This is a genomic window from Phormidium pseudopriestleyi FRX01 (assembly GCF_017313335.1).
Taxonomy (GTDB): Bacteria; Cyanobacteriota; Cyanobacteriia; order Cyanobacteriales; family Laspinemataceae; genus Laspinema; species Laspinema pseudopriestleyi.
The window spans coordinates 1-21679 of sequence record NZ_JAFLQW010000240.1; the positions used below are offsets into that span (position 1 = coordinate 1).

Below are 21679 nucleotides of genomic sequence, written 5' to 3' on the forward strand. Positions count from 1 at the left end.
ACAAACGGCGCATCGGGTTGGGAGAGATAACTTGCCCCCTGTAGGATATTCAGGGTAACGGTTTCATTGGTGGGATTATGAACGAGAATTCCCACATACATGGGGGTTAAATCATCGAGTTCTCGGTCCCCAAAAACATGATGAGCAAAGATATCAAAGCGACCTTGAAAGGGAAAGTTGAGATGGGCGGAGGGAAACCCTTTGCGATCGGGGGGGAAGGTGGAAAGTAAAATGCCTTCGCTGCCGATTTTTTCAGGACTATTGCTATTAAACATCGGCACATTATCCAGTCTGCCGGGTAAGGGGCGGACTTCCTGGGGTTGGACAATTTCCTGGGGTTCCGGTGCCGGTTGAGCTTGAGCAATTAAGATGCTTGACAAGAGGGCGAGGATGTGCATGAGGTGAAATATTAGGGGGGATGCGATCGGTTTTCTATTGTAGGGGAGAACCGTGGTACACAAGCGCATTGACCCTCGTTCTCGGGTTTCGCGATCGGGGTTGTTTACAAAAACTATGCTTTCTGTCCCAAATGGAGGATTTAAACCCGGTTTCTGAAGTATTGCAAATTTTTTCTTCTGAACCGACCCCCTAGACACTCTTGTTCCGGTATGATAACATAAACGTTATCATGAGAAACTAAGTCAGTGGTGCAATGGAAAATTGAGTTTTATTCTTCGTCAAGGGGAAGTTCGCCTGTATCCGATTGGTTGCTGGAACAAGAACCTAAAGTTCAAGCAAAGTTTGCTCGGATTTTTGACTTGCTTCAGGAACATGGAATTTTAGTAGGGATGCCTCATATTCGTCCCATCACAAATTCCAAGCTGTTTGAGATTCGAGTAGAACAACAGACTAATATTTATCGAATTTTTTATGTAGCTTACACGGGTCAGCGTTTTATTCTGTTGCATGAATTTCAAAAGAAAACTCAGCAAACGCCTAAAAAAGAGTTGGAAATTGCAGAAAAGCGGCGCAAAGATTTTTTGGACCTAGAACAATCATCAAAAGGGTAATTTTAAAATTATAGAGTTAACATTCAGAAAAAGAAGGATAAAAAATGACTCACCAACCGATTTCCTGGGATTCGATTCGCGATCGCCTATTTGAAGACTCAGAATTCACCGACGAATACGATGCTGTTGAGACTGAATATAGCTTTGCGAGTCGGGCGATCGCAATTCGAGCTTCTACCGGACTAAATCAGAGAGAATTTGCCGAACGAGTTGGCATGAAGCAATCACAAATTGCTCGAATTGAATCCGGTAAGCAAATCCCCAAACTGGAAACTTTTGCCAAACTAGCAGCCGCTGCGGGTTATGCCATTGAAGTGAATTTTATTCCCCTTCAGGAACAGCCACAACCAGAACTCAAGCCAATCCGATTTAATCAATCTAAAATTACTGAATCAGTCCCGTTGGTAGCCAATCAAACCGTTAGAGAAGTTCTGCTTAACGGATTGGAAAGTCAAGATGAGGTCATGAAAACTGTACGGCAAACTAGCAGCAGCGATTAGGGAAAACTGATAAAAATTGGAGATATATGAAAAATCAGATAGGATTAAGCATTCAAGACTTGTTGAATCAGCAGCGATCGCAAATTATCGACCTAGCTGAAAAGCACGGCGCCTATAACGTGCGGGTATTTGGTTCAGTAGCGCGAGGTGAAGCGACGGCAGATAGCGATATTGATTTTTTAGTGGACTATGATTTAGAAAAAATCACCCATTGGTTTCCAGGAGGGCTATTGCTTGATTTGGAACAGCTATTGAATCGCAAGGTGGATATCGTGACTGTGGATATGTTGAAAGAGCGGATTCGCGATCGCATCTTACTTGAGGCTGTCAAGCTATGAGGCGAGAGACTGAACGGCTACAAGATATTTGGAAGGCGATATAGCCAGTCTTGCGTGCCGTTTGCTACCTAGGACAAGAAACCGGGTTTCTGGACTTAATTTGTCGAAAATTATCAGAATTTTTGTTAAGAAACCCGGTTTCTAAGCTTGACTGTACTCGTGTTCTCCAAATTCTTTATAAAATATTCCCAAAAAGAGTAAGGAGTCAACAGTTTTTAAAACTTTTGACTCCTGATGCTTGCAGATTTTATCCTGACTTTTTTTACCCGATCGCCACCGACTTAGAAATCATCGATGAAAGAACTGAGTCTTTGGAGTAAGGGGTCCACGGGTTTGGGGGGGGCGACGGGTTGGGGTTCCGGTTCCGGTTGGGGTTCCGGTTGGGGTTCCAGATAGGATTGTTGAGGCGGTTGATAATTTCCCCGTTGATTATTGAGGGCGATCGCCAACTGTCCCACCTGCAAGCTCAATTGTTGCAACTGCTTTTCCAGTACATCCAATCGACTCGCCTCCCTTGCCGCTACCCGTTCCTCTAAGGACCTCAATTGCCCTTGTAACTCCGCAATGCTGTCCGAGGCACCTGCTGAGTTCCGCGTCGGTTTCACCGATTCGGGTACATACAAATAATGCCATAGGGCTTCTTTACACAAGTCGCCGAAACTCTTGTGCGGTTGATTTTGTAACTCTTTTTGTACAACCGCTAACAAGGTTTGGTCGGCTACCTCATCGGTAAATCCGACCCGTTTCTTCGACTTGCTTAACCAAAAAACCATTAACTTCCGGCCCTAGAGGAGCGAGTGTACGAAGAGGAGGCGAGTTGCGCCTCTCCATACAAATATTGTCCCACAGCATTTGCCTGACGGGAAGGTTGTGCCAAATGAACTTTCAAACCCGCTTGTTCGACCAACGGTTTAAGAGCATCCGAGAAAAATTCCCCGCCACCACCAGTCAAAATCACGTCGGTTACCCGTTCAGGTAACCACTTAATCAACAAATCCGACAGTTCCCGGGCAAATAATTCTCGCAAGTTGGGCAGAAAATCATCCAAATTCGTCGGTTTGGATGCACCACGAGGACGGAAGAACCGTTGACCCCTTGGTTTATTCACAGCATCAATTAAGGACAACGATTGACTATCAACGCTAATCGGCGCTTGGCTGTATGCCTTTTCAACTTCGGTGCCGACACGCTTGTAAAACTCGCTCATGGCAAACGGTTCGCTCTTGGATGCCCCGCGTGCGAACCGGAAATTATCTACCATTAAAAAGTCAGCGGTTTGATGTCCGATATCCACGATCGCCACCGATGTCTTGGCAAAATCCGGGGACACGCCTTTTTTATCCACCTTCTCCTGAGCTTCACACCAGATCAAGCTGCCATATCCTTCCGGCATCACCCAAACTTTGGTGATATTCAGGGTCACTTGCTCACCGCGATAGCTCATCACATGAGGCGAAGTCAGCAAATTGGTAATTTCCTCTTTTTCCCGCTCAAACTCTTCTTGAGAATGATAGGGCAGACCCAGGACAACCACGAAATCATCTTTCAATCCAAAGTAAGCGGCGCTTGCCAGGACTTTCACCAGGGCATTTTCAACCTTCCGTTCGCCAACCCCAAGATTCGCGCCAAAGTCAGCCGCCAACTGACCGATCGCATAACCGCGCCCTTGATACTCCAACCACATATCCAATAAAGGATCCGTAGGCCGGGATTCAAATTCCCCACCGCGCACCTTTTCTACAGGGACTTGGGCCACATTAGACGGAATAAAAACCACTTGGTTGGGATCTCGGCTAACACAGGCTTTGGTCGCCGTCCGGCCTAAATCAACACTCAGAATGGAAGTTCTAAAGGAATTACTAGACGCTTTGCTAGTAACTGCCGTATTTGTAGGCTGTTGGATCGTCATTAAATTTTATAACCTCCCCTAAATTTACCAGTATCTTGCCACCAAACCCCTAAGATATCAGGATTTTGCTGTTTTTAAATCTTTTGACTATCCAGGCGTTCCTTCAATCACCGCGATACAGTCTATCTCAACGAGTACATCTTTAGGTAAACGTGACACTTGGACTGTTGCGCGGGCTGGTGCAGTGGCTTCATCGAAATATTTAGCATAGACTGCATTCATTGCCGCAAAATCATTCATATCTGCCAAAAAAACCGTGGTTTTTACCACATCTTGAAAGGTGGCACCGGCAGCGGTTAGGATGGCGTTGAGATTTGCCATCACTTGGATGGTTTGTTTGACCACATCACCCGCCCCAACTAGGGTCTCAGTCTTGGGGTCTAGGCAGATTTGACCGGCAACAAAGACTAACTGACCCGTGGCGACGATCGCCTGATTGTAAGGTCCAACGGGTGCGGGTGCTTGGTCTGTCCGAATGATTGTTTTAGTCATTGAGATTGAATTTTCAAGAACGGGTTATACCCGGACGGTTTATCTGGCTTGTGAATGGGCATGGAAAACACATTTTAAATCCCGTGTTCAGGGATATTTTACCTAGATTAACGATCGCATTATCCCTGAGTTTTGCGCTTGTTCTGCCGTTTGACCCAAACCACTTCAGGAATGAACATTAACTGAGAAGGAACAGGGCGATCGCCTCTGGGTTGGAACCTGGGTTATTTCTAGGGATTGCTAACCCATCATCCTGACCCCTAATTCCATTGGGCTACTTTTTTCTCCCCCTGTCGATCGCAATCCAATGCCATCGAAGCAGTTCGCCAGAACAGAGGGACTTCAAAAAAACAGCCTTCCATAGTTTACCCCAAGAGGTACAGGTGGAATCGCGATCTATTTTAGCAGGAGCAGGAGAGGGAAGTCGCGGAGGCGATCGCCAATGGATAGGACCCCTTTAACTCTGAGCAAAATGAACTGAACAATCGCGGCCCTTGTCCTTCCCTCGATACAAGGCGCGATCGGCTTCTTGAATCAGAGTCTCCAAAGATGACTCAACTCCAGGCATCACCGTCGCAATTCCCACACTCAAAGTAATGTATCTACAGGTGGGAGATGCCCGATGGGGAAGCTGTAATGCCTTCACCGCCTCACGGATGGTTTCCCCGACGCAGATAGCCCCATTCGCATCGGTATCGGGTAAAATCACGGCAAATTCTTCTCCGCCATACCGCGCCACAAAATCTAAAGGTCTTTTGCTGGCTTTTTGAATGGCAACTGCAACTTGTTTGAGACATTCATCCCCAGCTTGATGACCGTAGGTGTCATTATAGGGTTTGAAAAAGTCAATATCGCACAGAATCAACGAGAGTGGGGTGCGATCGCACTCCATCTGTCGCCATTCTCGTTCTAAATATTCATTAAAATGACGCCGATTTGATAACAGCGTTAATCCATCCCGAGTCGCGAGTTGCTGTAACTGTTGATTCGCTTCTTTGAGCTGTTCATACAGTTGGGATTGTTGGGTGGCAATTCCCACCTGGGTTGCCAATTGACTGAGAAACTTAATTTCTGACTGCTGCCATCGTCGAGGGGCGGCACAGTGGTGGGCAATCAATAATCCCCATAACCCACTACTTTGGACAATGGGCACCATTAACATCGCCTTGACTTCCACCTCAGTTAAAAAATTCACCTGAGACTCGCTCACCCAAGCTTGAGTAATATCTTCAACCTGATAAATTCCCCCCAACTGTTCCGGGGGTAAATCCTGTTCTCCTAATAAGGGAGCGCGAATCGTTAGCCCTAAAATCGAGCAGTATTCTGAATTAACCGATTCCGATACCATCACGCCAGTGCAATCCGAGCCTAAGCGACAAATTGCCACGCGATCGCACTGTAAAAATTGCCTCACCTGGACTACTGTTGTTTGTAAAATCTCTTTCAAATCCAGGGACTGTCGGATCCGCTCTTGCATCGCGGATATCAACCGTTCTCGTTCAGCTTGTTGTCTTAAAGATGCTTCAATATGAACCCTATAAGTAATATCCCGAACGATCGCCTGCTGAACTTTTAAACCCTCTCCCCATTGGACAACACTGCAACTAATATCCGCCCAGAGCGTTTCCCCATTTTTTTGGCGGACTTGGGTATTCGGCAACCATCCGCCCCCGGTTTTTGCCGTTAATGTAAAGACTGCGCTCACTCTTTCCCGTTCTTGCGGGGGCAAAATTTGACTGGCATGGAGGGTGATTAATTCTTCTTTGGTATAACCTAATAGTTCCTCAGCTTTTTTGTTGGATTCTAAAAAATTACCCTCTAAATCAGTGAGTAATATCGCATCTCCTGCATCATTCATCAAGGAGCGATATTTGGCTTCAGATTCGGCGAGGGCGGCTTGGGCTTTTTTCTGTTCGGTGATATCTAAGGCGGTTCCAAAGAGCCTAATGGGTTTTCCGGTTTCACTAAATACTGCCTCGGCTCTTGCTTCAATATAACGGAGCGTGCGATCGCCTTGCCAAATTCTCAGTTCAACTTCATTGGCACTGCCTTGTTCGAGGGCTTCTCGAATCAGCTTGCTCCAAGTTTTTCTATCTTTTCGGTGTAGCTGCTTCACTAGCTGAAGATAGCTTACCCCTGAATTCAAGGCGCAGTCAAAAATTCTTAAAACTTCTTCCGAAACTGTTATTTTTTTAGAATCCACCTCATATTCCCAGCTTCCCACATGAGCAACTCTTTGCGCTCGGGCGAGATTCGCTTCACTCTTTTGGAGGGATTCAATTAATTTATTTTTCTCTCGATCCGCATTTTTACGCGCCGTAATGTCTCGCACAATCGCCAAGACTTCATCATCTCCACTGGCAATCAGTCTAGCTTCATAGACGGAAAATTCCCCGCTAATTTCTAGTTGATACTCAAACACTTGTATCTCTCCGGTTTCCAAGGTTTGTTGGATATATCTCATGGATTTTTCGGCAATATTTTGGGGCATGACATCCACCAATTTTAAGCCTTGAAAAATTTGCGGTTTGATTAAATTGCTAAAATTAGCCGGTTTAAAATCCAAGTAAGTTCCATCTCCTTTCACTCGAAACATTAAATCGGGGATGGTATTGAGTAAGGCTCGATTGGTGGTTTCACTTTTAATTAAAGATTCTTCTGCCCGCTTGTGTTCGGTGATATCATGGGTAATTCCTAGAATTTGATAAATTTCTCCCCTCTCATTCAGTAAGGGAATGTAAGCGATCGCCATGCTCACTTCGACATTATTTACAACAATTTTACAGTCTCCTTTTTGAGGAGTTTTTGTCAAAATTGCTTCCTGGAGTAGGGGGAGATAATTATCGGTTATCCCTGGGGGAAATAATTCTTCGTCCCGGCGATTGAGAATCTGTTCTTCACTATAGCCACTAAATCGGACCCCTTCCTTATTAATAAATTGAATGCGGCGATCGCCATCATAAATTACAAAGATATCTGGGAAGTTATCCAAGGCTTTTCTAAACTGCAATTCACTTTCTTTAAATGCTATTTCTGCTGTTTTGCATTCCGTAATATCGAGATATCCGATTACAACTCCATCGGTTTCCAACGGAATCGGTACCGCTGTAATATTCAGCCAGTCTACTTCTCCCTCCCCTGATGCAATTCCAACTTGTAAACCTTGGAAAACTCTATTTTCAACATCTTCTCTTAAAGCCAGTCTTCTGGAAAATTCTTTGAGATTTAGCGGAGTTTCTTCCCTCAAAATGAGCCGGTAATCTCTGTCCGATTTGACCTTTTCTTGTAAACTTCTAACCCAGGCATCTAAATAATCTAATGAAGCAGAATTTGATTCTCTAATATTACCCTCGGAGTCTGTAACTGAAATCCCCCGGGGAAAAATATCAAAGATTGTTTTGGATTTTTTTTCAAGTTCTTTAGTCGGGTTTTCAAGGGAGGGGGCTTGGGAAAGCTTGTCAATGGTTGCTACAGAAAATTGTGGATTTTCTGAACCATCTAGCATCATGGATAGGTTCTGTTTGACCCAGATTTCTTTTCCATCTTTGCAGATTAATCTTTTTTCTATTTCATATCCCTCTCTCTTTCTGGCAATACACTCTTGCATGAGAGTATCCTCTATTTGAAAGTCCTCGGGATGAGTAATCTGCCTATATTCCAGATGTAATAGTTCTTCTGCCTCGTACCCCAGTATGGTTTGTAAAAAAGGGTTTGTTTGCAATAATTTTCCAGTCAAGTCCCAAAGCGCTAACCCAATCACCGCTTGTTCAACTATGATTTGGAAGTATCCATCGTGAATGGTTTCACCTGGGCTGACGGAATTAGGAATTTGACTAAATTGACGCTCAAATTTCATACATTCTACCCTTTTTTACTGCGAATTTTATTGTCCTTTAATCGGCTATTCGTTACGATTATGTCTCGGTATTATAAGCCAATTATCATATTTTCTTGTGATTCCAATTTAAATTTTGATTAAATTGTGGTTTAATTTTTAATTGAGTAGGTCAAAATTGGCCTAGCTTAAATTAAAAGATTAAGCAGCAAGAGGGCTTTTGCATGAAAAAATAAAGGGAATTTTAATGGGGTTTTTAAACCAATTCACAAGAGGTTTATGAGTGAGTACGAATGGGTTTATCATGGGGAAGGGTAACCTATTTCTTACGAATAAACAATCCATAGTGGTTGGGTGGTGGAAAGGGTTGACGGTGATCTGAATCCAGACTATTTTCTCTAGGATTCTAGTCTGGTGTTCTACTGGGAAGGGAGGAAAAAACTGGAATAGAAGGACGCCAACCTGTTCCTCGGGTGAAACCGGCTGTCTTTAACTATCATGCCATTCCGGTTGATCGGGGATTAGAAACTCTATTCTAAGTCAAGGTTGAGGGCGCATTGGCAGTTGGGAGTGGCAAAGGGCGGTGCGAATTGAGGACTGGTGATGGCTTCGGTGGTTGATGATGACATTAATAAAAATCTGAATCACTTGGATTGATATGGCTTTGGGAGTTTTGAAATATTTCGTCTTTAAAGAAAAATAGCAACAGAGCGATCGCACTGTTAAGATTTTTAATAGCCCAAAACCGAGGGGTTGGAGAAGCCATCAAGAGGGTTTGGAGACCAAACCCCTACATCAGGGAAAAGGGTGATCAGACCAAACCCCTACATGAAAAATCGTTATTTCATGTAGGGGCGCAATGCGCAGGCCCTATCTTGCCTATCAGGGTGATAAATTTGATGACAAAAAAGAGTGATGGAATGTAGAGGGCCTGCGCATTGTGCTCCTACAAATACACCTTGACAGGGCTAGTGATGATCTCCTACAGATGGAGTGGCGATCGCCTTAAATCCGGGGTCTAATCCCATAATTTCGATAGCGCCAATAATCCTTAAGAATGTGATCGTGGTCAAAACAGAGATTTGTGGGAATCTGCCAAGACTCAAAACAGTCTAAATTTTTGGCATCATCTGCCGCTTGGGGTTCCCCCGTCGCCGTTGCTAAAAAAACGACACTCAAGGTATGCTGACGCGGGTCCCGATTCGGGTCAGAATAAACATGAAATTGTTCGATAAGTTCTACATCTAAACCGATTTCTTCTTTCGCCTCACGGATCGCCGCAGTTTCCACAGATTCCCCATAATCGACAAAACCACCGGGAATTGCCCAACCGAAAGGGGCATTGCCACGCTCAATCAGGATGATGGGACGTCCGGGGCGATCGCCTAACTCAATAATGATGTCAACAGTCGGAGTGGGATTGCGATAGGTCATGGTTAGATTTTAAAGTTGAAAGGTTCACAGTTGGGGTTTTAACGGCGTGATTCGGTATTAGTCGGGATCATGGCTGATTTGTAATCGAGTTTCTATGGGGCGATCGCCGCTATTGGTGACCCGTCCCATGATAAAGTTGAGAGTCATTAGCCCAGTGAACTATTGGGCGACCAGCTTAAGTTATTTTCCAGTGGTACATACACCATGCCCTTCCCCAGATCTAGCGGTATTCTACTCCACCCCACCTCATTTCCCAGTCGGTTTGGTATAGGTGACCTTGGCGAAGCTGCTTATCGCTTCGTTGACTTTTTAGCCGAGAGTTACCAACTTTACTGGCAGATTTTGCCGCTAGGACCTACAGGATTTGGCAATTCTCCCTATTTGTCCTATTCCGCAATGGCGGGAAATCCGATGTTGATTAGTCCCGATCGCCTGCGATCGGATCAATTACTCGCGGATTGGGACTTTAACCACCTGCCCGAGTTTCCAGCAGATTGGGTCGATTTTAATCAGGCGATCGCCGTCAAAATGCCCCTCTTACAACAAGCCTGCAAAACCTTCAAGGCCCAGGCTTCTGTCGAGCAACAACAGCAATTTCAAGAATTTTGCCATGAAAAAGCCTATTGGCTTGAGGATTATGCCTTATTCATGGCCATTAAAAGCGCAATGGATGGCAAAAGCTGGTACCAGTGGGAACCTAACATTGCCAAGCGGCAAACCGAGGCCCTAGACAAATGTCGGCGACAGTTAACCGCAGAAATCTTTTTCCAAAAATTCCTGCAATACCAATTTTTCCAGCAGTGGTCCGACCTCAAACGCTACGCCAACGAACGAGGCATTCAAATTATCGGCGATATCCCCATCTATGTGGCTCACGATAGCGCCGATGTTTGGGCCAATCCAGACATCTTTTGTCTGGATATCAAAACAGGAGAACCGGCAGGAATGGCCGGAGTCCCGCCCGATTATTTCAGCGCAACGGGGCAATTATGGGGTAACCCGGTCTACCTGTGGAAGCGCCTGGAAAAACAAAATTTTGATTGGTGGGTCAAGCGCTTCCAATCCATGTTGAGTTATGTGGATATTATTCGCATTGACCATTTCCGGGGCCTAGAGTCCTTCTGGTGCGTGGGCCAAGGGGAAACCACCGCCATGAACGGCAAGTGGATTGTGGCACCGGGTTCGGCCTTACTGAAGACCGTGGAAGAACGCTTAGGCAGTCTGCCAATTATTGCAGAAGATTTAGGGGTGATTACTCCAGAAGTAGAAGCCTTGCGAGACGAGTTCGAGTTCCCGGGGATGAAGATTTTACACTTTGCCTTTGGATCTGGACCGGGAAATCCCTATTTGCCGATGAACTATTACTCGCGCAACTGTGTGGTTTATACCGGGACTCACGATAATGATACGACAGTGGGATGGTTTGAAAAACTATCGGACCATGAACGGTGGAGTCTTTTATCCTATTTAGGACCCGTTTCTGAGGAAGGTATTCACTGGCAACTGATTCGACAAGCATTGTCTTCGGTGGCGAATCAGGCGCTGATTCCCATGCAGGATTTGTTGGGACTAGGTAGCGATGCGCGGATGAATACACCTGGATTGGCGGAAGGCAATTGGGGATGGCGTTATCGCGGGGAAGTGCTGACTTGGGACCTGCGCGATCGCCTGAAACTGCTCACGGAAACATATAGTCGCCGGCGATACTAACTCGCCACCCCTCAAGGTTGAACCCCAGATGATGTTTACATCATCTCGGGTGTATGGGTAACACTAAATCCGGTTGTCAAAGGTCTATAAAACCCGCACCCTTCAGGGTGTGGGTTTTCTCCACAACACTAAATTTGTTGCTGATGGCTACAAATTTTCTGAAAAAAACCGGTTGTCTTCTGGCTACTGTACCAATCCACGCTTTAGGGTTCGGCCCGAACAATCACCTCTTCGGCAACCCCTGGTTTACCCATGAGTTTGGCTTCTTCATCATTAACCGCCACGAGTACCCCTCCGGCATTGCCCGCGAGGACAACCAGTTGTTGTTTCGCTTCCCAAGTGCGTTCCGTTCCTTGTTGTAAAGTCCCTTCAAATTCAGTTTTGCCATCGGCGATAATTTGAACCCAGGAACTATCCTGAACAATCAATCCCACCCTAACCGGGGCGTTGGAATTGGACTGACTGGCTGCAAGGGTTTGAGAGGCTGTAGTTGGGGGGGTAGGTTCTTCAGGGGTGGCGGATTCAGAACTCGCTACAGCCTCAGCGGTTTCCGGTTGTTGATCCGGGGATTCTTGCATTGCCGTAGTTTCGACAAATCCAGACAACCCTTTGACTGCCCCAATAATTAGCAGGATATAAATCAGGTACAGATGAATCGGTCGTAGTTTAGGTATGGGTAAATACCACTGGGCTACTTTCTGCTTGCGCCTGGTGGAAATGATTGGAAACGTTTTAGCAAACTCAACGCCATTTAAACCCAGCGCCTCAGCAAACCGCAAGAGAAAACCCTGAACATAAATGGGTTCGGGGAGCTTATAGAGTTGCCCTTCTTCAATTGATTGCAGCAGACTAACTCGAATCATCGTTTTCGCCGCGACTTGTTCAAGGGTCATCGACTGAGACTCCCGCACTTGCCGTAAGTAAGCACCCATCTCGGCCAGCTTGACCGATGGATCCTGTTGTGGTTTCAGGATAGCTTTCGGGTTATGCTTCTTCATCGGGTCGGTTCCTGAGTAGCTGCTGGCAAATTTACGGATTTTAGGGAGACTTGACTTTGTAAGAAACATATCTCAGAGGGGTTCAAGGGGCGGTAGTAGCCGTGGGGCAAGGGAGCTTCCCCGGGTGGGTGGAGATGAATCGAGCCGATCGCCGTGCGGTGTAACTGAATGACCGGGTATCCTAACAACTCAGCAACCCGGCGAATTTGGCGATTTCTGCCTTCCCAGAGAATCACTTCAAGCTGGGTTTGGGACGGACGCGGGCGATCGAGGATGCGAACCGAAGCGGGTCGGGTTTTTTTGCCATCCAAGACGACACCACGACGCCATGCTTCCAAGGTTGACTCCTGGGGTTCTCCCGCAACGGTCACCTGGTAGGTTTTGGGAATGCTATGCCGGGGATGGGTGAGTTGGAAGGTGAGTTCTCCGTCATTGGTGAGCAGTAATGCTCCGGTGGAGTCAAAATCCAACCGTCCCACGGGATGGATTCCTTTGTGTTGCCGTAAATCAGCCGGGAGGAGGTCGAGCACGGTGGTCCGACCTTGGGGATCGGCGCAGGTGGAAACGACTCCGGTTGGTTTGTTTAACAACAAGTAAAGGGGACTGGGACGATCGCCGGGGTTGACAGGGATGCCATCGACTTGGATGCGATCGCGTTGAGGATTGGCTTTCTGCCCAAGGTGGGCAATTTCGCCGTTCAGTTGGACCCGTCCCTGTTCAATCATTTTTTCAGCTTGACGCCGTGAGGCAATGCCCCATTCGGATAGGATTTTTTGCAGTCTAGCATCCATATTTTGGACGGCTGCGCTTTCTCGCTTTTTTCTAAAAGTTCTTAGGGGTTGAGTCCACCTGACAACTTGCCAGACTGAACTATGTACAAATATTACAGGATCGGGGAGAATACAAGCACTCAGCACGGAAAACTAGGGGTTAGAACCACTCAAATGCCCCGTAACCGAGGGGACGGGCGCTGCTTGATGCCCCAACATTTCACCGATGCGACCAGACTCCCCTGATTCTAGGGCATTGCACCAGGGGAATTGCATTGAGAATATTTATGCGCGAAAAAGAAATTGTGAAATTACCTTCTGTGTCAAGCGATCGCCCCGAATTATCCCGACAAGAAGAGGGTTTACCCGTGACTCCACCCAGGCACCAGTCTCGGTCTCGCATCGGTTGGGTCCTCTCCAGTGCGGTGAAATTCTGGTTGCGATCGCAGGTGGAATCTGTGCGCGAACTAGAGGTGCAGATTGAAGGTGGCGATCGCCAAATCCTCCAAGGGGTCATTCCCCAGGTCTCTCTATGCGGGTCCGATGCCATCTACCAAGGTCTGCATCTGACTACCCTGGAGGTTCACGGGACTGGCATTCAGGTCAATCTGAAGGACATTCTTCGCGGGAAATCCTTGCACCTTCAGCACCCAGTCCCCGTGGTGGTAAGGTTACATCTGACGGAATCTGGCCTCAATGCCTCTATGCGATCGCCGTTGCTCGCGGAGGCCTTCACCCCATTATTCCTCCCCCAATTCGCCTTGGCCCTCTCCTGGGAGTCAGAACCCACCCTCACCTGGGAGGGCGCTGCCATCCTCTCTTCCCAGGAAACCCTGATCCTACGCGGGAGTTTCAATCCTCCCTCCCAAGCGGCCCAACCCTTTCTCCTGCAAACCGGGTTACAACTGGGCAACCCCTCAGAACTGCACTTTCTCAATCCAACAATTCAACTGCTTTCAGACTCGGCTGTGATGCCATTAGAAACCGTTATCTTACCCCTAGGGTCCGATGTGGCTATTTCAGAACTCCGTTTCACCGAAACCGGATTAATCTGTCAAGGTCAACTGACGGTTCTGCCTTAACGGTTCCGGCATCAGGAAGACCCCCTGCTTTTAAGACTCCACCCATTGCGATAACAAGGGCAACAGCAGGGTAATAAAGTAATAAACAAAAGGCGCTGTAAAAATATAACTATCCACCCGGTCTAAGATTCCCCCGTGACCGGGAATCAGTTTACCCGAATCCTTCACTCCCGCATCGCGCTTCATCAGGGATTCGATTAAATCTCCCATCAAGCTGGCAATCCCTAAGAGTAAACCGAATGCTACCCCAGTCCCTCCCCAGAATGGCCAATTGAGATAATTCGCCCCAAGGGTTGCCAAAATGACACTCCCGAGGATGCCAAATACTGCCCCTTCCACAGTCTTTTTCGGACTGATATCGGAAAAATGAGTCCGTCCCAACCACTTGCCACCGACATAAGCTGCCGAATCTGCCGTAGAAATACAAATAAACGAAAGCAAGGTCACACTCAACCCTGTAGGTAGGTCCGAAAAATCAGGCCAGGTTTGGGGCCAATAGCCACCCAAGGGGAGATTACTGGCCGCCTCAGACTCTAAGGTGCGTAAGCGTAGCCAAAAACTGGGTAAATAACCGATATAAAATAGGCCGAGAATGGAGGCGGCTAAATCTGTGATCGTTGCCATTTTTGGCTTAAACAGGAGATAGAAACAAATACAGGTTCCGGCGATCGGCAAGAAGGCATCGGTCAACTGGGAATCTAGGGTTGAAAGCACGACCAATGCCAGACTTAGAAATAAACTCGTTTTGGCGGCGGGGCAAATCCCTTTGGCCCGGACAAGTTCTAAGTATTCCCGATGTGCAATACAGACCAAAATGGAGAAACCGACTGTAAAGTACCAACCTCCTAGGAAGGTCGTGCCTAGGCCTAGGATGAGGGCAACAATGGTACTGAGAATTCGAGACAAAGGCATAGAACAATTTTATAGGTAATCTAGTATTAGCAAAATAGATTTCTGGCAATATCAGGAAGGCTTCTATCTTGTCAAGGTTTCCTGATATTGCGGAACCCACCCACAAAACTGTACCGCGAGTTCACGGGGAATGGGGTCATTTGTTTGTCATTCTGCAAGAGGTTTAATTCAAGAGAATCCGGTAAACTGCCCGAAATTTCAATCGAGCTTTTCTCCACTGAGGATAAAGATGGGGTCAACCGCTACAAAACTTTGATGTGTTCCCCTTCCTTCTAAGCGGTTGAAGGAGGACTGTACTACTTCCACATTGCGGACTTGTAACTCAGCAAAGCTTTCGGAAATGGCGTACAGATTTTCCAGACTTGCGGCAGTGGCAACGACTCGCCCTTCTGGGAGTAAGTAGGACCAGACTTTTTCTAAGATGGTTTTAATTGGACGGCCTCCTTCAATACAGACGCGATTGGGGGCATGGGGTAACTGTGATAGACATTCTGGTGCACTGCCTTCGATGATTTCTACATTTTTAACCCCGAAGCGATCGCAGTTGACCCGAATTAAGGCGGCAACTTCTTCGTCTCTTTCTACGGCTAAAATCTGACCCTTTGGACAGAGTAATCCCGCTTCTACAGGGATGGTTCCGGTTCCGGCTCCAATATCCCATAAGACGGACTCGGATTGCAGCCGCAGGTGGGACAGTAAGAGTAATCTTGTTTCCCGTTTACTCATCGGAATTCCCGGCAATCGCTCGAATAATTCATCCGCAATACCCGGGGTAATATAAGGCCAAATTGGAGAATTCATAATTAGATTAATGCTATATTTATAGAAGATGTTAATCAGGTCTTTATAATTTATTTGAAGAGGTTAAACTTCAATAAATTATGTTAAAATTAATTGCTGAAAAGATTGAGTAGCTTTTTATTTTGTTAAGACATTCGTTGTTTAGTTTTGTGTTAATTAAAGCAATCTTTTTAGCCGGTTAAATTTTAAAGTTATAGGATTAAATGAGAGATTTAATCGTAATAAGTTTAACTGATTTCCAGATTATTTTTATCAAGGTTATCTAGTTCTAACGACTTTGAGGGTAGTTAGGGTCGGATCGCTACATCCGGTTAGGATACCTCCATGAGCGAGCACTTGTTGCAAATAGGCGACTGCCTCTAAGGTAATCACCTCTCCGGGCATCAAAATTGGGATTCCTGGGGGATATGGACATACTAACTCAGCACTGACCCTCGCGATCGCCTCGGTAATAGGGATTGCTTCCACAAGAGCAAAAAACGCATCCCTCGGGCATAGGGAAAGGGCGGGAGACGGAGGCATCGGGTGAAGGCAAACCGATCGCTGTTTGTGCCAATAATCGTGGGAGAGGGTCGAGAACCCTTGTACGAGTTGGTCAATATCTGCCGAGGTATTCCCCAAGCTGATAATAAAGGTTAAATGGTCCGGGGAGGGTAACTCGCAGGTGACCCCGAGTTCCTGAAGCATTTCATCCACTTCATACCCACTCAGTCCCCACCCCCAAACCCCAACTGTCAAACGGGTGCGATCGCCGGCGACAAATCCTGGACTTCTCGGTTCCGGGGGCGTTAACACCGATAACCCTGGGATTTGGGCAATCTCCTCCCGGGCGCGACTGCCTAGGGCCAGGGTTTGGGTCATCAACTCTTGACCCTGTAGTGCCATTTGTTGCCGCGCCGCATCTAAGGACGCCAGGAGTAAATAACTCGGACTGGTGGATTGCATTAACTGCAAACTTTGACTCAGGCGATCGACATCAATGCGATCGCCTTGAATATGCAGCATCGATGCCTGAGTCATGGCCCCGAGGACTTTGTGAATTGATTGCACGGATAGGTCCGCCCCCGCAACCAGGGCCGGAGTGGGTAAATCCTCATGGAACGCGAAATGAGGACCATGCGCTTCATCCACCAATAGGGGAATGCCGAACTGGTGAGTCACGGTGGCGATCGCCTGAATATCCCCGCATACCCCCTGATAGGTGGGATAAACCATCATCACCGCTTTCGCATCAGGATGGACCGCTAATGCTTCGGCGACGGATGCCGGAGTGATACTGAGGGCTAAACCCCATACTGGCTCAAATTCAGGGGAGATAAAAACAGGCAATGCCCCGGATAAAATCAATCCAGAAATCACCGATTTATGAACATTTCTGGGCAGAATAATTTTATCTCCTGGACGGATTGTTGCCAGGATTGCTGCAATAATTCCAGCGGTGGAACCATTGACTAAAAACCAGGTTTGGGATGCACCAAAAGCATCTGCCGCGAGTTCTTGGGCAGCGGCGATCGCCCCAGTCGGTGCAAATAAATTATCAAGGTCCGGCAGTTCGGGTAAATCGGCTAAAAACACCGAAGTTCCTAACAGATTGCTCAGAGATTGGGGGATTCCTCGGCCCCGTTTGTGTCCCGGTGCATAAAACGGCGCGTCGGGTTTTTTCGCACAGCGGGCGAGGGTTTCTAATAAAGGCGCTTGACGGTGGTCCTGGGACATAGATTAAAATAATGGAGCATCTGATGTTTGGACAGTCTGCCCTCATCCCCGGAGCCCCATTCTCCCAAAAAGGGAGAAGCCCTCACCCCTCAGTCCCTCTCCCACTTTGGGAGAGGGATTTAGGGTGAGGGCGGCGAGCATTGGGATGCTCCCTAGAATAATGGACGCGATCGGCGAACGAGTCGATCAATTTGTTCAGTGAAATATGCTTCTTGATATTTGAGTTGTCGGGCCACTTCTAAGCCGTTTTGAAAGGCTTGGATGGCCTGGGGATAGGCATTTTGTTGCTGATGGATTTGACCGATGCGATCGTAAGTATGCATTATCCCATATAAGTTGTAGGCGCGACGCTCAACGATTAATAAAGCTTCATAAACTTCTAAGGCGGCATCAAATTTTTCTAGGGTGGTATAGAGGTGGGCGAGGCGTTCTAGGGCACCGCTGGCGATGTAAAATTGTTGTTGCGTCCAGGCGAAGGTGTAGGATTGTTCGTAGGTGGCGATCGCCGTTTGTAGTTGGCCGAGACGTTGATAATCTATGGCGATCGCCAGGGTGAGTTCGGGGATTTTGCTAATATCTTGGGGGTTACTATAAAGGGTAACTAATCGTTGGCGAGTGGCGATAGCCCCTAATGAATCATTGGCCTGGGTGTAGATAAAAGCCAGTTGTTCGAGGTAGGATAATTCTTGGAGGCGATCGCGTCGTTGGACCGCAAAGGAGAGTAATCCTTGATAGGGTGTTGCGGCATTGACATAATCCAGTTTTTCCAGATAGAGGCGACCCATATTGGTGAGGATGGATTCTTCTGCGGAGGCATCGTTGCGAGTGCGAGCATCGGTGAGCAATTGCTGATAAACTGTGAGGGCTAAATCTCGCGATCGCACCGTTTCAAATCCCGTCACTAATGCTTGCAACAGGGGCAATTCACAACCTTGAGGACTCAGACAATACTCTTGATGAATGACCTTGAGTCTAGCATCAATTGCTTGGAGTGCGGTAATTTCTGCTTGTTCCCAGGCAGTCGCCCCCACCCGAGTTAAGGCCCGCACCTCCGGCAAGGGTCCAAAATAACGCCATAAACGCAATTCTCGATACCAAATCGTAAAAGCTTCTGGGTTATTTCCATCTGCTAATTCTGCCGATGCTTCGGCATTTAAAACATTTAAACCCAATTCTAACTCCCGAAGTTGTTCTGGGGTTAAGGATTGATTTTTTTTCGGTGGATTCGGGACCAAGGGGTCGGGTATCAGCACTTCCAAAGGATTTGGAGGCAACAGTGGTGGTGCAGAATTTTCCGGTTGTCCCAGGACTTTCAAAGCATTAAACCCGAAAAAAGTCAAGGATAAAATCCAGAAAAATAAACCCAAATGAGCCAAGTTTCGGTGGAGTCGGGTTGGGCCAAGGGGGTAACGATTTCCTCCACATTTTACTCCCGTTATAATTTTCATCTAGTTTATTTTTGAATTGATTCAACTGGTTAACCGTTCAATTTAATCGATCTACATAAACGGGGTTTTGGACTCATTTTAAATAGAGACACCCTCGCAATTTTGCCACCAATTTGTTAAATTGAAAGTTGGACTGTTTAGATTTTCAAGGGTTGGAGGCGATCGTGAACTGGCGCAAATTTCAAATTTTCCCCTGGGTGATGGCATTGGCACTGGTGTTATCGAGTGTATTAACCGCCTGTGCCTTGCCACAAGTCAATGCACAAGAGCGAATATTTCTCGACTTGTCCCTAGAATTTTTGGACGAGTATGAACTGCCGAAACGTCCATTTCAGGATACGCCCGTTGGTGGATTATCCGGCATCACCTATGATCGCCAACGCGATCGCTTCTATGCCATCTGTGACGATCGCGGATATTATGCCCCCCCCCGCTTCTATACCCTTAAACTGAATTTGGATTCTAACAGTTCCGATTCGCCTAAAATCGACGGAGTTGAAATCGAATCCGTCACCTTTCTCAAAGGGGAAGACGGCAATCCCTATGCGATCGGTGAAATTGATCCAGAAGGCATCGCCTTTGCCTCCCCCAACAGCGTTTATATCACCAGCGAAGGGATTGCTCGCAAAGGGTTAGCACCCTTTATCCACGAAATCGACCTAGAAACTGGCCAATTTGTCCGGGATATCACCATTCCCAACCGCTACATCCCCGATAATGCCGACAACCCAACCCAAGGTATCCAAGATAATTTAGGGTTAGAGTCCCTCACCCTCAATCCCCGAGGATTTGGGGATGCCACCGTCGATCCCTATCGCCTGTTTACCGCAACGGAAGCACCCCTGGTTCAAGATTTAGATGAACTCGATGCCGAACTTCCCCCCAAAAACCGCTTACTTCATTATCTAATCTCCGATGGACCCCCGCTCTTAATTTCTGAAAATCTTTACACCCTGGATGATAGTGTTCGCTGGAGTCTATACAACGGGTTAGCGGATTTATTAGCGTTAGAACCGGGGGGGCATTTGCTGAGTTTAGAGCGCAATTTTGGGTTTCTCGGTTTCGGTGCAAAAATCTTTGAAATCCAAACCGGCAGCGCTACAGACACTTCGAGAATTGCTAGTTTAAAAGGGGAACTGAAGAAGGTTGAACCCATTAAGAAGCGATTGCTTTTAAACTTACAAGATTTAGGAATTGAGTTAGACAATCTGGAAGGGATGACCCTTGGACCCCGTTTCTCAGACGGCAGTCAAAGTTTAATCCTGATCAGTGATGATAATTTTAGTCCGGATCAACTTAATCAGATTTTGTTGTTTCGGTTAAAATTCTAGGGGTTTTCCCCGGAGTTATAGCGTTTCCCAGAGTGATTAGGTCCGGTTTTAGGGAATGCAGTACATCCCTCCCATCAGGGTGTGCGCTCTTCAGGTAAGCTATGCCTACTTGAAGAGCGCACTCTTAACTATAGCGGCCCATAATAATTCAAAAATTATTCGCCATTTATATCGGGGAATATCCGGATATAAATGGCGAAGTTAGTGTCATAAAAATCAGCGAGTTTTATTTAGTTTTAGGTGAAGTTAGTCTGTCATTTTAATCCATCCGCGTTTGATCGCGTGTAAGAGGCGATTAATTAGTCTATAGTCGGATTCGTTAAGTTGCTGATAACTTAACAAAGCAAAATTCACTCGTTGACGATTTGCTTCAGTCATTTTATTATGTTGCCAAACCGATAAAAATAACTCGGTAATCTCAGAGTGAGGTAAAATATCAGAGCGGTAAATATTAGCCTTGTTCTCAGGATAAGGGAAGTTAGGTTGAACTGAACATTTAGGAAAATTTAGAGAAATTTCAAGACCTTGCATAAACGATTCCTTATTTTCATGAGTAGTAAACTGCCCTTTTTATCACTCGTCAATAATTTGATGCAGGGCTAATTTAGGGGAGGTAATTTAAGGGGGCAAGCCTTTGGGGAATCAAGTTAAGGAGTCTGAAAATCTAGGGAATTTGGCAGAAACTTCCGTCAGATTCCTTTATTGTAAGTTGATTGATGCCCGTGTCATTGACATTGCTCCAATAGTTAAAGGATAGTCTGATTGGTCTAAAGCCTGCCTCTATCTAAAGAGGTAACTCAAGCAAATGTAGAGGGTATAGGCTTAGGAGAGTCGGTAGAAAAGGGCTGAAAAAATGTCATATAGACTGGCAAAATTCTCGGTTAATTGAGAGAGGCATTCATCTGGTAAACCCGTTATTTATAGTTGTTTTCAATATTTTTTGTAGCCCGGAGTGAGGCAACTTTAGTGGGCCGGAAAAGCTCTATACATTACGGATTAAATCGGGTTAAATTTTTGATAACTTGTAGATCACAGGCTCCAAGCGAGGAATGCATGGAATCCCTCTACACTACGCTTGATTAAGGCAGCAAGGGGGGTTGATGAAGGCAGAGGTTGGTAGAATCACTTAGAAATGGGGTGAGTACCGGGGCATTTGCTGTCTGACAGGGGTCTGTATTGTGAGCCGGATAAGTTGGGGCCTGAAAAACAAATCTCCTGGTGGATCGGGGATTGGCGATCGCCCTTTGATTAAAAGATGTAACGATTTCCGGGATGGTAGCGTAAGTCACTTCGGAAATTTGGTAAATCTTTGTTAAGTTGATAGAGCAAAGACGTTCTCCTATTTTTTTCAGATATGCAAAGCTGTGAAACTTGCAAGCATCGAGGCACCAAG

Annotated in this window: 20 protein-coding genes; 6 read left to right on the plus strand and 14 right to left on the minus strand. The window is 46.5% G+C overall.

What is annotated here, in order from left to right:
- Positions 1 to 392 (minus strand): DUF3370 family protein (locus J0895_RS08820; RefSeq protein ID WP_422894319.1); only part of this gene is annotated, 392 nt, incomplete at its 3' end.
- A gap of 255 nt (positions 393 to 647) precedes the next feature.
- Between J0895_RS08820 and J0895_RS08825 the strand changes: the two genes are divergently transcribed.
- The 3 genes from J0895_RS08825 to J0895_RS08835 are packed head-to-tail and all read left to right on the plus strand — an operon-like array spanning position 648 to position 1848.
- Positions 648 to 1010 (plus strand): type II toxin-antitoxin system RelE/ParE family toxin, encoded by a 363-nt coding sequence (locus tag J0895_RS08825; protein ID WP_207087734.1) that lies wholly within the window; start codon positions 648 to 650, stop codon positions 1008 to 1010.
- 44 nt (positions 1011 to 1054) lie between these two features.
- A complete protein-coding gene (locus J0895_RS08830; RefSeq protein WP_207087735.1) occupies positions 1055 to 1510 on the plus strand; it encodes a helix-turn-helix transcriptional regulator in 456 nt (151 codons plus the stop codon).
- Between the two features lie 26 nt (positions 1511 to 1536).
- The gene (locus tag J0895_RS08835; RefSeq protein ID WP_207087736.1) at positions 1537 to 1848 is read left to right on the plus strand and encodes a nucleotidyltransferase family protein; all 312 of its coding nucleotides are present in this window, start codon (positions 1537 to 1539) and stop codon (positions 1846 to 1848) included.
- Positions 1849 to 2129: 281 nt separating this feature from the next.
- On the opposite strand, the gene fcmC is transcribed toward J0895_RS08835, so the two are convergent.
- The 5 genes from fcmC to J0895_RS08860 form a co-directional block, all read right to left on the minus strand.
- Complete coding sequence (gene fcmC, locus J0895_RS08840) at positions 2130 to 2621, minus strand: filament morphology membrane protein FcmC (RefSeq protein ID WP_207087737.1); 492 nt, start codon at positions 2619 to 2621, stop codon at positions 2130 to 2132.
- Positions 2621 to 3757 (minus strand): filament morphology actin-like protein FcmB, encoded by a 1137-nt coding sequence (gene fcmB / locus J0895_RS08845; RefSeq protein WP_207087738.1) that lies wholly within the window; start codon positions 3755 to 3757, stop codon positions 2621 to 2623. The genes fcmC and fcmB overlap by 1 nt, the downstream gene beginning before the upstream one ends.
- Before the next feature lie 87 nt (positions 3758 to 3844).
- The gene (locus tag J0895_RS08850) at positions 3845 to 4249 is read right to left on the minus strand and encodes a RidA family protein (RefSeq protein ID WP_207087739.1); all 405 of its coding nucleotides are present in this window, start codon (positions 4247 to 4249) and stop codon (positions 3845 to 3847) included.
- A 457-nt stretch (positions 4250 to 4706) separates the two neighbouring features.
- The gene (locus J0895_RS08855) at positions 4707 to 8105 is read right to left on the minus strand and encodes a sensor domain-containing diguanylate cyclase (RefSeq protein WP_207087740.1); all 3399 of its coding nucleotides are present in this window, start codon (positions 8103 to 8105) and stop codon (positions 4707 to 4709) included.
- 984 nt (positions 8106 to 9089) lie between these two features.
- Positions 9090 to 9518: an NUDIX domain-containing protein gene (locus J0895_RS08860; protein WP_207087741.1), complete on the minus strand. Its 429-nt coding sequence runs from the start codon at positions 9516 to 9518 to the stop codon at positions 9090 to 9092.
- Between the two features lie 204 nt (positions 9519 to 9722).
- Here J0895_RS08860 and malQ point away from each other — a divergent pair, with 204 nt between their 5' ends.
- Positions 9723 to 11228, plus strand: a complete 1506-nt coding sequence (gene malQ, locus J0895_RS08865; RefSeq protein WP_207087742.1) for a 4-alpha-glucanotransferase — start codon at positions 9723 to 9725, stop codon at positions 11226 to 11228.
- Positions 11229 to 11431: 203 nt separating this feature from the next.
- Here the strand turns inward: malQ and J0895_RS08870 are convergent, their stop codons facing one another.
- Both J0895_RS08870 and J0895_RS08875 read right to left on the minus strand, forming a co-directional pair.
- A complete protein-coding gene (locus J0895_RS08870; RefSeq protein WP_207087743.1) occupies positions 11432 to 12226 on the minus strand; it encodes a helix-turn-helix domain-containing protein in 795 nt (264 codons plus the stop codon).
- On the minus strand, positions 12223 to 13017 hold the full coding sequence (locus J0895_RS08875; RefSeq protein ID WP_207087744.1) for a pseudouridine synthase: 795 nt from the start codon (positions 13015 to 13017) through the stop codon (positions 12223 to 12225). The genes J0895_RS08870 and J0895_RS08875 overlap by 4 nt, the downstream gene beginning before the upstream one ends.
- A 266-nt stretch (positions 13018 to 13283) precedes the next feature.
- On the opposite strand from J0895_RS08875, the gene J0895_RS08880 reads away from it, so the two are divergent.
- The gene (locus J0895_RS08880) at positions 13284 to 14078 is read left to right on the plus strand and encodes an LmeA family phospholipid-binding protein (RefSeq protein ID WP_207087745.1); all 795 of its coding nucleotides are present in this window, start codon (positions 13284 to 13286) and stop codon (positions 14076 to 14078) included.
- Positions 14079 to 14108: 30 nt separating this feature from the next.
- Here the strand turns inward: J0895_RS08880 and J0895_RS08885 are convergent, their stop codons facing one another.
- The 4 genes from J0895_RS08885 to J0895_RS08900 all read right to left on the minus strand — a co-directional run bounded on the left by J0895_RS08885 (position 14109) and on the right by J0895_RS08900 (position 18955).
- Positions 14109 to 14990: a phosphatidate cytidylyltransferase gene (locus tag J0895_RS08885; protein WP_207087746.1), complete on the minus strand. Its 882-nt coding sequence runs from the start codon at positions 14988 to 14990 to the stop codon at positions 14109 to 14111.
- A 198-nt stretch (positions 14991 to 15188) separates the two neighbouring features.
- Positions 15189 to 15791 carry a precorrin-6Y C5,15-methyltransferase subunit CbiT gene (gene cbiT, locus J0895_RS08890; RefSeq protein ID WP_207087747.1) on the minus strand — a complete coding sequence of 201 codons (603 nt, stop codon included), beginning with the start codon at positions 15789 to 15791 and terminating at the stop codon, positions 15189 to 15191.
- A gap of 258 nt (positions 15792 to 16049) precedes the next feature.
- Positions 16050 to 17507, minus strand: a complete 1458-nt coding sequence (locus J0895_RS08895) for an aminotransferase class I/II-fold pyridoxal phosphate-dependent enzyme (RefSeq protein ID WP_207087748.1) — start codon at positions 17505 to 17507, stop codon at positions 16050 to 16052.
- A gap of 152 nt (positions 17508 to 17659) precedes the next feature.
- Positions 17660 to 18955: a tetratricopeptide repeat protein gene (locus tag J0895_RS08900; protein WP_207087749.1), complete on the minus strand. Its 1296-nt coding sequence runs from the start codon at positions 18953 to 18955 to the stop codon at positions 17660 to 17662.
- 128 nt (positions 18956 to 19083) lie between these two features.
- Between J0895_RS08900 and J0895_RS08905 the strand changes: the two genes are divergently transcribed.
- The gene (locus tag J0895_RS08905; RefSeq protein ID WP_242541158.1) at positions 19084 to 20286 is read left to right on the plus strand and encodes an esterase-like activity of phytase family protein; all 1203 of its coding nucleotides are present in this window, start codon (positions 19084 to 19086) and stop codon (positions 20284 to 20286) included.
- A 246-nt stretch (positions 20287 to 20532) separates the two neighbouring features.
- Here the strand turns inward: J0895_RS08905 and J0895_RS26325 are convergent, their stop codons facing one another.
- Positions 20533 to 20664 (minus strand): hypothetical protein, encoded by a 132-nt coding sequence (locus J0895_RS26325; protein WP_277989808.1) that lies wholly within the window; start codon positions 20662 to 20664, stop codon positions 20533 to 20535.
- A 701-nt stretch (positions 20665 to 21365) separates the two neighbouring features.
- The coding region (locus tag J0895_RS08910; protein WP_207087750.1) for a hypothetical protein at positions 21366 to 21679 on the minus strand (314 nt) is incomplete at its 5' end.

Excerpts from the sequence above, each read along its gene's own strand:
- J0895_RS08830 (WP_207087735.1), top strand. The coding sequence starts at position 1,055 with ATGACTCACCAACCGATTTCCTGGGATTCGATTCGCGATCGCCTATTT.
- J0895_RS08835 (WP_207087736.1), top strand. The coding sequence starts at position 1,537 with ATGAAAAATCAGATAGGATTAAGCATTCAAGACTTGTTGAATCAGCAG.
- fcmC (WP_207087737.1), bottom strand. The coding sequence starts at position 2,621 with ATGGTTTTTTGGTTAAGCAAGTCGAAGAAACGGGTCGGATTTACCGAT.
- fcmB (WP_207087738.1), bottom strand. The coding sequence starts at position 3,757 with ATGACGATCCAACAGCCTACAAATACGGCAGTTACTAGCAAAGCGTCT.
- J0895_RS08850 (WP_207087739.1), bottom strand. The coding sequence starts at position 4,249 with ATGACTAAAACAATCATTCGGACAGACCAAGCACCCGCACCCGTTGGA.
- J0895_RS08855 (WP_207087740.1), bottom strand. The coding sequence starts at position 8,105 with ATGAAATTTGAGCGTCAATTTAGTCAAATTCCTAATTCCGTCAGCCCA.
- J0895_RS08860 (WP_207087741.1), bottom strand. The coding sequence starts at position 9,518 with ATGACCTATCGCAATCCCACTCCGACTGTTGACATCATTATTGAGTTA.
- malQ (WP_207087742.1), top strand. The coding sequence starts at position 9,723 with ATGCCCTTCCCCAGATCTAGCGGTATTCTACTCCACCCCACCTCATTT.
- J0895_RS08870 (WP_207087743.1), bottom strand. The coding sequence starts at position 12,226 with ATGAAGAAGCATAACCCGAAAGCTATCCTGAAACCACAACAGGATCCA.
- J0895_RS08875 (WP_207087744.1), bottom strand. The coding sequence starts at position 13,017 with ATGGATGCTAGACTGCAAAAAATCCTATCCGAATGGGGCATTGCCTCA.
- J0895_RS08880 (WP_207087745.1), top strand. The coding sequence starts at position 13,284 with ATGCGCGAAAAAGAAATTGTGAAATTACCTTCTGTGTCAAGCGATCGC.
- J0895_RS08885 (WP_207087746.1), bottom strand. The coding sequence starts at position 14,990 with ATGCCTTTGTCTCGAATTCTCAGTACCATTGTTGCCCTCATCCTAGGC.
- cbiT (WP_207087747.1), bottom strand. The coding sequence starts at position 15,791 with ATGAATTCTCCAATTTGGCCTTATATTACCCCGGGTATTGCGGATGAA.
- J0895_RS08895 (WP_207087748.1), bottom strand. The coding sequence starts at position 17,507 with ATGTCCCAGGACCACCGTCAAGCGCCTTTATTAGAAACCCTCGCCCGC.
- J0895_RS08900 (WP_207087749.1), bottom strand. The coding sequence starts at position 18,955 with ATGAAAATTATAACGGGAGTAAAATGTGGAGGAAATCGTTACCCCCTT.
- J0895_RS26325 (WP_277989808.1), bottom strand. The coding sequence starts at position 20,664 with ATGACTGAAGCAAATCGTCAACGAGTGAATTTTGCTTTGTTAAGTTAT.